This is a genomic window from uncultured Anaerococcus sp. (genome assembly GCF_937934665.1).
Lineage (GTDB): Bacteria > Bacillota > Clostridia > Tissierellales > Peptoniphilaceae > Anaerococcus.
On record NZ_CALGYW010000152.1, the window covers coordinates 1 to 5,141 of the forward strand.

The 5,141-nt window shown below is 36.9% G+C and carries 5 protein-coding genes; all 5 read right to left on the minus strand.

Annotated elements, in window-relative coordinates; all coding sequences use genetic code 11:
• Nucleotides 1-818: 818 nt before the first annotated feature.
• A complete protein-coding gene (locus tag Q0410_RS07690) occupies nucleotides 819-1,037 on the minus strand; it encodes a hypothetical protein (protein ID WP_299035219.1) in 219 nt (72 codons plus the stop codon).
• Nucleotides 1,038-1,093: 56 nt separating this feature from the next.
• Nucleotides 1,094-3,085 carry a hypothetical protein gene (locus Q0410_RS07695; RefSeq protein WP_299035221.1) on the minus strand — a complete coding sequence of 664 codons (1,992 nt, stop codon included), beginning with the start codon at nucleotides 3,083-3,085 and terminating at the stop codon, nucleotides 1,094-1,096.
• Between the two features lie 104 nt (nucleotides 3,086-3,189).
• Nucleotides 3,190-3,867 (minus strand): DNA alkylation repair protein, encoded by a 678-nt coding sequence (locus Q0410_RS07700; RefSeq protein WP_299035224.1) that lies wholly within the window; start codon nucleotides 3,865-3,867, stop codon nucleotides 3,190-3,192.
• 1 nt (nucleotide 3,868) lies between these two features.
• Entirely contained in the window at nucleotides 3,869-4,645 is a 777-nt protein-coding gene (locus Q0410_RS07705; RefSeq protein ID WP_299035227.1) for a hypothetical protein, read from the minus strand.
• A 215-nt stretch (nucleotides 4,646-4,860) separates the two neighbouring features.
• Nucleotides 4,861-5,141 (minus strand): hypothetical protein (locus Q0410_RS07710; RefSeq protein WP_299035230.1); only part of this gene is annotated, 281 nt, incomplete at its 5' end.

Consider the following 5,141-nt stretch of genomic DNA (forward strand, 5'->3'; position numbering starts at 1 on the left):
CTGGAGCATCAGATGTTTTAGCATCAGCTGCACTAGCACTTGTGAATGGTGCGGCTATGATACCGAATACCATTGCAAATGCTGTCAATAATGACAAAATTTTCTTTTTCATATTCTTCTCCTTTATATTTTTTGTCAGTGTCGCTTGGTTGTGACTTGATGTGTAATAACTGTGTTACCTATATATACTTCGTCAAATCTCAAAATTTCTATGAAATTTTGTGCTAAAGCATCAGTCCTTCAATCAATCCGATAAAAATCGGATTGTGATAGGGCTTCACATAGTTTCTTTCTATCAATCTTTAGGCCATAGCCTGTTTTTGCATAACCTTAGGCTCTTGCCTACAAGGTCAAGCAATATCCTTATCTCTATTATGCCATAAAGAACGGGATAATAATAGTTTTTTGGCTATATAAGCCTGCCTTTTCCACCTCCCTGTACTAGCGGAAGTGGTTTTGGCTTTATAATCATAGGCAAGAGCCTAATAATTATTGAAAATAGTGTTTCCTTTACCGTATCCTTATTACAATTATTACTAGAGATCTCTCCATGCGTTCGCTTCGCTCTCTTAGTCGAGACGGGGTGGGTGGCAAGAGCCTAACAATTATTGAAAATAGTGTTTCCTTTACCGTATCCTTATTACATTTATTACTAGAGATCTCTCCATGCGTTCGCTTCGCTCTCTTAGTCGAGACGGGGTGCGTGGCAAGAGCCTAATAATTATTGTGGGTTTTGTGTATATTCTTCGTTCATACTGGTCTAGCGTTTATGAGGTCTCTCGTCGGCCTTGCGGCCTCTGTCTGCCTCTGCATCAGTCCTACCATACATTTCCTTTCGAAAATGTGGTTAGGGCTTCAGAGACGGCGCTGGTGGATACTCTTTCGAGTTTACCATGGCCTACATATGCCATCTTGTTTTTATCTGCAACCTTACCAGTTACCTTAATAATATAGGATTCATTTGCTCCTATACCATTTCTGTATTTGTCTTTAGCTTGTGAGTAGAAATATCTTTCTGTTTGGAATTTGATATTCATTTCTATCTTGCTAATTTTTTCTTCTGTAATATTGTCATCATAGAAGCCTTCTAGGTCTATAAAGTAGACTCCCTTGTCAAGGTAAGGAGGTATCTTACAAATATTGGTGTGTTTATCTCTTTTGTCTCTTCTTTAGATTTTTCTTGGCTTTCAGCCTTATCATCTTTATTTGTTTTCTCTTCTGCTTTTTTATCGTCTTTTTCTGTTATGGTTACAGTTTCTACCTTTTTGATTGCTGCGTCTAGTTTCTTTTCAAGATTTGTTGAGAAGTCCCTTTCGCTTTCTTTTGGAGAGTCTTTGGTTAAGTTTTCTATTTTAGTAAGTGGAGTTAGCATGCCTAGGTTTAGGACTGGTTTGGCTCCATTTACTCTTTTCATGAGTGGGTCGGTGGTGTTTTCGATTAGGATGATTTCGTCTAATTCGACTAGCTTAACCTCTGCCTTTTTGTTAGTCTCTTTAGCCTCTTTTATAAGCTCAGCAATTTTTTTGTATTCTTCTTTGGCCTTGTCTGGGTTTTCTTTTTCAAGTTCAGCCAGGCTATCTAGCTCGTAGTTTAGGAAGGCCTGTTGGATTAGGTCTTGAATTTTCTTTGTTTGAGCTCTTAGAACTTGGGAGATGCTTCTGATGTCTAGGTTTTCTTCGTCTATATCTGGCTCTAGTTCTAAGATAGATTTCTTTTTCTCTTCTACAAGTTTTAGGGCCTTGGACCTAGCATCTTCTGATATTTCTTCTTCTGTAAGGCTGGTTGGATCTACTTTGGCCTTATCACTATCGCTGATGAGGTCTTTTAGCCTATCGTTTTGTTTTTCAATTGTATAAGCTAGGGCTTTTACGTCTAGACTTTCTGAATCAAGGTCTGGATTTGCCTTTTCTAAAGTTTCTCTTTCTTCTTTTACAAGCTCATCTGGGCTTTTAGTATTTTTTGCTTGCTCAGTTTTTTCTGGTGAAGCTTCTTCGTTTTCCTTAGCTGATTTAACCTCATCTTCTAAAACTTCAGATGCGTCTATAAGGTTGTCTTTCTTTTCTTTGACTTCTAGCTTAGCTAGGGTGTTGGCTGGTAGTAGATAGCCTTCTAGATCTGTTATTTCTTCTGTTTTTACTTCTCTATTTTCTGTATCGATATAGGTTACTTCTAGTTTGTAAGATGCCTTATCTTCTAGACCTAGGTCTAGGTATGCTTCTAGTTTTTTCTCCTCGTCTGTATCATTTAGGAGGTATTTTGTAAATGGAAGGTTTTCGAATGGTTTTTCTTTTTCTTCTGTGCTCTTTTCGTAGTCTTTTTTGACTTCTTCACGGTCCATGTAGAAGCTATCTTCTCCGCCCTTGCCTAGGTTTGCATCAAATTTGCCTAGGGTAGCTTTGCCTTCCCTGCTTACTACATAATAAATAGAATAGTCACCAGGATCTTCGTCTTCTTCGATTTTTACTGTTGCTTTTACAGATCCAGTAGAAGTAATTTCTGTTTTTATCTGATAGCCCTTTATGTCATCATTTTCGATTTTTTCAGAAACTTTTTCTATCTCTTCGCTTGTTGTTAAAATATTATCATCAGAAATTATATTATCTATGTTTAGGTTTTTGACCTCGCCATTTTTTAGGGCAAAAACTGATATGGTGTATTCTTTTGGAAGGTCATCTCCCTTTATGCCAAAGGAATAGGAAAGATAGGTAACGTTTTTTGCTCCGTCCTTTTCTTCTTTAAATTCTACATCATAAGGGGTCACTTCGACCTTGTCTTCTTTTTCCTTGCCTTGTTGGCTTATGTAGTTGGTATTTGCTTCTAGGTTTTGGCTTGGTGCTAGCACTTGTGGAGCAGGATTAGTTGGTCTTGCCACTTGTGGAGCTTCAACTTGTGGAGCTGGTGCTTGGTTATCTGTGCTTGTGTCTTCTGTTTTTATTTCTTCATCTTTTATTAGGGTCTCTGTTTGTTGGCCTTGGTCGTTAGCAGGTTCTTCTTTTACTTCATCAGCAAGAGCATTTAGCGGTAGGGCTAAGGCTAGAGCTAGGGAAAGAAGTCCGTATCCGACTTTTTTTCTGTTATTTTTCATAGTTTCCTCCATTTACCTCTATTTTATCATATTTTCATATAAATATAATAAGTATTTTAGTTTTCTTATTTATTAATGACTATTTCTAAAATAATATTTAGCCTTTACAAGTATTTACTAGCTTCTCTTAGGGAAAGTTTGGTTAAATCGTTTTTATTTTCTTCTAAAAAACCACTTACCCAGCTAGGATTGGTCTTGGAATATTCTCTTAAGGCCCATCCTATAGCCTTGTCTATAAAAAACTTTTCGTCCTTGTCTTTTGTAGGTATTTGTAAGTTAATTTTTATAATTTTTGAAAGAAGGTCAGTCTTGGTTTTATCTTTGTACTTTCTTTGATGGCCTATGGCAATCCTTCTTAGCCAAAAATTGTCACTTCTAGCAAGGTTAAGTATTTTTTCTTCAAAATCTGGATTTTCATGGCCAAGAGAGCCAATTATGCCGTCAATATTATCTATAGTATCCCACCAAGGACGGATCCTAGCAAGGGCTACTAGGTTTTCAAAGTCATCTATGGTTAGAAGGTGACTTTGGGCCTTTAGTAGGTCTAGCCCCAGGTAATTCATTTCCCTATATCTGTGGGAGAAGAGCTCTTCTAAATCTTGCCAATTTATGGAAGCAAGATTTTTTCCTTCTTTTATATAGGCCTTAGAAATGGCTCGTCTCTTTGGAGCCGGTAGGCCATAAAAATCAAAAAGATTTCTCATGTAGGCTGCCATCTTACTTGCTCTTTCTGGGTTGGAATTTTCTTTGAAGATCTCTTCTATTTCTTTTATTGTAAACATTTTAAAAATTTTCTAGTCTAATATAGCCGCTTGGTCCGTAAATGGCCCACTTAGTTGACCTTAAAAGGTCTGCTCCAAATACGACTTGTATATCATTTCCTTCTAGGTCTTTTTCAATTTGAACTGAGCCTAGGGTGACTTCTTTATTGTCATTTTCAAACTTAAAACGGTTAAGGTTAGTAATGCCTTCGATTGATTCGCCTAGCGTAGCTAGGGTATCTTTTATTTCCTTATCACTTTCTATAGCTTCTTTTGCTATATTTGGAGAAATGATGGTAAGGGGTCTAGATGTGTCAATGGCAGCCTTTATAATAGAGCCATTAAAACCTATATTTATAATTGGTTGGTTCGCTTTTTTCTTATTTGGCTCTAAAAAGTCAGATGTTTGAACTTCAAAACGGCCCTCTTTTGGATTGGCTCTCCAGGCAAATTGGGAAATAACATTCCAACCTAGGACCATGTCGCAGTCATTGGTATTGCCCATTGGATCTGTGCCAAGGTCAAAGGCAGTATCTTTACTAACTAAAGCTGGAACCTTATTTAATTTAAGACCACCTATAAGTAGGTCAGAAAGAAAGGCTCTTTTGTAGGTTTTGTTGTCATCTATATAATCACTATCTAGGTAGTCTATGTCAAGGTCTGCTGCAACAGATTCCTTGATCATGGTATTGCCCCTGGTGTTAAACATAGCGATAAGGTTTTTGTCCTTGGAGGCAAGGCCTAGGTAGATAAAGTTAAAAAATTGTTTGTCAGCAACTGGAACTAAAGAAAAATCCATAATAACTCCTTTTTTCTTATTATTTATAATATTATACCTTCTTATTATTTATAATATTATACCATAGTTTTAATGCATCATTAAAGCTAATTTATTATTAGCTTTATTTTAAACTTTTCTTTATCTTGAATAGATTTATTCTTTTTATTGTTGAATCTTTGTAAAAGTGGGAGGCACGAGGTATGAGGGTTTTTATCATAGATAAATTATATTTCTTAGCTATTATAAATTATTATTCTACTTACAGTTAAATCTTCGTAATAAGGGGGACCCCTGGGGAACGTTTCGCACGTTCCCACTATCGGGTCCCCCTTAAACCCCCTTCCGTTACCCCCTCCGGGCGACCCCTCGCGGGGGAAAATGTGTTTGCCTACGGCAAACCATTTGGTATGGAGGAGCCCTTGTTTTAGATTATATTTATACTGACTTTTTAAACTCTTTGCATAAGAAAGATAAAACCCATCTAGCAATGTTTGATAAAGCCAAACGAGCCGAG